This window comes from Micromonospora sp. 4G55 (assembly GCF_016803375.1).
The window spans coordinates 1-3,774 of sequence record NZ_JAEVHN010000595.1; the positions used below are offsets into that span (position 1 = coordinate 1).

The 3,774-nt window shown below is 73.1% G+C and carries 4 protein-coding genes; all 4 read left to right on the forward strand.

Features of this window, described 5'->3' with window-relative positions; translation table 11 throughout:
* The first annotated feature begins 445 nt into the window (after positions 1 to 445).
* The 4 genes from JNW89_RS30580 (at position 446) to JNW89_RS30595 (ending at position 3,569) form a co-directional block, all read left to right on the forward strand.
* The gene (locus tag JNW89_RS30580; protein ID WP_238451720.1) at positions 446 to 883 is read left to right on the forward strand and encodes a hypothetical protein; all 438 of its coding nucleotides are present in this window, start codon (positions 446 to 448) and stop codon (positions 881 to 883) included.
* Positions 871 to 1,218 carry an LPXTG cell wall anchor domain-containing protein gene (locus JNW89_RS30585; RefSeq protein ID WP_238451721.1) on the forward strand — a complete coding sequence of 116 codons (348 nt, stop codon included), beginning with the start codon at positions 871 to 873 and terminating at the stop codon, positions 1,216 to 1,218. The genes JNW89_RS30580 and JNW89_RS30585 overlap by 13 nt, the downstream gene beginning before the upstream one ends.
* Positions 1,219 to 1,578: 360 nt before the next feature.
* The gene (locus JNW89_RS30590; protein WP_238451722.1) at positions 1,579 to 3,144 is read left to right on the forward strand and encodes an aldehyde dehydrogenase family protein; all 1,566 of its coding nucleotides are present in this window, start codon (positions 1,579 to 1,581) and stop codon (positions 3,142 to 3,144) included.
* Between the two features lie 20 nt (positions 3,145 to 3,164).
* Entirely contained in the window at positions 3,165 to 3,569 is a 405-nt protein-coding gene (locus tag JNW89_RS30595; protein WP_238451723.1) for a VOC family protein, read from the forward strand.
* Positions 3,570 to 3,774 lie beyond the last annotated feature (205 nt).

Below are 3,774 nucleotides of genomic sequence, written 5' to 3' on the forward strand. Positions count from 1 at the left end.
CAGCGCGGCGGCGACGGCGAGCAGGCGGCGGAGCCGGCCGCGGACCGGCCGGCGGGGCCGGTACGGGTGCTGCATGGCGGTACTCCTGTCGGGTGGGCGCCACCGGCGGCGCACGCCCGACGGGGACGGATGTCGAGGGGCGTGGGCGCGCGCGCCGGCGGCTGTGGGTGGTGGGGTGGCCATCGAGGATGCGGGAGCGCTCCCATGGATGAACGACAATGTAAACTGCCGATCGGGCCTTTTGTGAAGGCCGGACGGTGGCGGGCGGAGCGTCCACAGTCCCGTCCGCGTTACATCGACACGCCGCGAACGGCGGAAAACTTGACCGGATTCACGGATCCGATCCGCCACGTCGTCCCAGCTCAGGCCGTTCGCCCGATGTCGCAATTCGATGCCGTCTATGGGATCATGTGCCGTCCCCTCTACCGATCCCGGAGGAATACTCATGCCCCAGCGTCGGTACGTGGCGCGCGCGGCTCTCACCGCGACCGCCGCCACGGCCTGCCTCGCCTTCGCCGCCCCGGCCTGGGCCAGCAGCACGGCCCCACTCAACCCCGCCCACAAGGGCTCGACGGCGGCCGACGCCAAGCAGGAGTGCGAAGACGAGCGCTTCATCGGCCGCACGCCCGGCCAGGACGGCTGGCACTTCGTGCTCCCCGGCGGCGCCGAGTCCGGCGGCTTCGAGACGCTGACCCTGACCTTCAGCGACGGCACCAACACGGTGACGGTGAAGGTGCCCGACAGCACCGACGCCTACCCGGACCACCTCTACCCGGCCGGGAACACCGACCGGATGATCCACGCCTACCTCTTCACCCCGGCCGGTGGACGCTGGTCGACGGCACCGCCACGATCAGCGGCCAGGCGGACATGTTCAACCTGAGCCACGCCTGCGCCGGCACCGCCCCGACGCAGTCGCCGAGCCCCACGCCGACGACCTCCGAGTCGCCGCAGCCGTCCGGCTCCCCGTCCGAGTCGACCTCCCCGACCAGCTCGGTTACCCCGACGGAGTCGGGCTCGCCGTCGGAGTCGGGCACGCCGTCGACCTCCGGCTCGCCGTCGCAGGGCACGGGCGGCAACGGCGGCAGCAACGGGGGCGACCTGCCGATGACCGGCGTGGCCACCGGCAGCATCGCGCTGGGCGGCCTCGTCCTGATCGGCGGCGGCGTGCTGCTGATGCTGCGCCGTCGGCGCGACAACATCACCTTCACCAGCTGATCTGACTCAGCGCCCGACCGGCCGCCGGACTTCTCGTCCGGCGGCCGGTCGCCGTTTGCGCACCGGTTCGGCCGGGCGTTGATCCGTCCGCGGCGTCCGTGCGTACTGACGGGTAACCCGGTCGACGTCGCCCGGAGATTCATCACATAATCGAGACATGTGAATGCGTTGTCCGCGTACGCGCAGGTCAAGGCCTGGCTGCTCGGGCCGGACGGTCGCGTCAGGACCGATCCGGCGCGGGCCTCGCGTTCCGGCATACGAACGTACTGTTGCCGCGCCGCTTTCCGGCGCGGGACAGTACGCGACACCAGCGGTGCCGTCGACGCCGCCGCTCCCCCGGTCGACCCTGAGGAGAATGCGATGGCTCTACGACTCGCCGACGGTACCGCCTGGTCCGACACGCTCGCCCGCGCGGCGGCCGCGGCACCGGAGGCCTTCGGGCCCGAGGTCGACGGCGTCACCACCCTGCACAACCTGGTCTCCGGGCAGTGGCAGGCGGTCGGCACGCCGAGCGCGGTGCGCACGCCGGTCGACAACACCGTCCTGGTCAACCTGCCCCGGTTGGACGCCGAGACCGCGCGCGCCGCGGTCGCCCACGCCGCCACCGCGCACCGCGACTGGGCGGCGACCCCGCTCGCCGAGCGCAAGGCGCGGGTCGGCGAGGCGCTGGACGCCCTCACCGCGCACCGCGACCTGCTGGCCATGCTGCTGGTCTGGGAGATCGGCAAGCCCTGGCGGCTGGCCTGCGCCGACGTCGACCGGGCGCTGGACGGCGTCCGCTGGTACGTCGAGGAGATCGACCGGATGCTGGCCGGCGGTCGCGAGCCGCTGCCCGGCCCGGTCAGCAACATCGCCTCGTGGAACTACCCGATGAGCGTCTTGGTCCATGCCGAGCTGGTGCAGCTGCTCGCCGGCAACGCGGTCATCGCCAAGACCCCGTCGCAGGGCGGCGCGGTCTGCCTGACCGTGGCGCACGCCCTGATGCGCCGCGCCGGGCTCCCCGCCACGCTGCTCTCCGGCAGCGGCGAGGAACTCTCCGAGGTGCTCGTCCGGGCGCCCGAGATCGGCGCCGTCGCGTTCGTCGGCGGGCGGTCCAACGGCGGCAAGGTGGCCGCCGCCCTGCTGGACACCGACAAGCGGCACTTCATCGAGCAGGAGGGCCTCAACGCCTGGGGCGTCTGGAACTTCTCCCAGTGGGACCTGCTCGCCGCGCACCTGAAGAAGGGCTTCGAGTACGGCAAGCAGCGCTGCACCGCGTACCCCCGGTTCGTGGTCCAGCGTGACCTGGTCGACGAGTTCCTCGACATGTACCTGCCCGTGGTGCGCTCGGTCCGGTTCGGACACCCACTGGCGGTGAACGAGACCTGGCAGGCCGGCGACCCGCTGCCCGAGCTGGACTTCGGCCCGCTGATCAGCGCCGCCAAGGCCGACGAGCTGCGCCGCAAGGTCGACGAGGCGGTACGCGGCGGCGCCGTACCGCTGCACCGCGGCAAGCTCGACGGCGCGCCCTTCCTCGACGGGCAGGACACCTCGGCGTACGTGGCGCCGGCGGTGCTGCTCGCCCCGCCCGGCCGGTCCCGGCTGATGCACGCCGAGCCCTTCGGCCCGGTCGACACCATCGTCGTGGTGGACACCACCGACGAGCTGCTCGCCGCCATGAACGCCTCCAACGGCGCGCTGGTGGCCTCGCTGGCCTGCGACGACGAGGAGCTGGCCGGCAAGCTCGCGGTGGACCTCCAGGCGTTCAAGGTGGGCATCAACAAGCCGCGTTCCCGGGGCGACCGGGAGGAGCCGTTCGGCGGCCGGGGCGCCTCCTGGAAGGGCGCCTTCGTCGGCGGCGACCTGCTGGTGCAGGCGGTCACCCAGGGCGGCGACGGCCGGCTCTACGGCAACTTCCCGGACTACAGCAGCTACCCGGCCACCTGAGGCGACGCTAGCCTCGGTCGATGGCACGGATCGAGCAGATCTCGCTGGGCGTGACCGACGACCGCCGCGCCGGCCGGTTCTGGGCCGCCGCCCTGGGCTACGTGCGTCGGCCGCCGCGCCACGACGGCGACGACTGGATCGTGGTCGAGCCGCCACCCGGGGAGCCCGGCGCGGCGATCGCGATGGACGTCAGCGACAGCCCGGTGGCCCAGTTCCCCCGCGTCCACCTCGACCTGGACGCGGGGGACCGCGACCTCGACGAGGAGGTGGCGCGGCTGGTCGCGCTCGGCGCGCAACGGGTCGACTGGCCGCACTACCCGGCCGAGCCGGAACCGGGCCGGCTGCCCTACGTCGTGCTCGCCGACACCGAGGGGAACCGGTTCTGCGTCTCGGGTCACCGCCGGGCCGGGTTCTTCTTCGGCTGACCCGGACGGCGTTCCTGTGCGGCTCGCCGTGGCGGGTTGCTCCGTGGCTCGCCGTGGCGGCGTTCCTGGGTCGCCGTGGCGGGTTCCTGATTCGCCGTGACGGGGGCGGCCGCCGGACATGGGCAGGGCCCCCGCACCGGGGGCCCTGCCCATTCACCGTCCTCCGCACCGGAGGTCGGCCCGGTGGCGCCGGGTGACGTGGTAC

Coding starts and splice junctions, on each gene's coding strand:
- JNW89_RS30580 (WP_238451720.1), top strand. CDS start 446: ATGCCCCAGCGTCGGTACGTGGCGCGCGCGGCTCTCACCGCGACCGCC.
- JNW89_RS30585 (WP_238451721.1), top strand. CDS start 871: ATGTTCAACCTGAGCCACGCCTGCGCCGGCACCGCCCCGACGCAGTCG.
- JNW89_RS30590 (WP_238451722.1), top strand. CDS start 1,579: ATGGCTCTACGACTCGCCGACGGTACCGCCTGGTCCGACACGCTCGCC.
- JNW89_RS30595 (WP_238451723.1), top strand. CDS start 3,165: ATGGCACGGATCGAGCAGATCTCGCTGGGCGTGACCGACGACCGCCGC.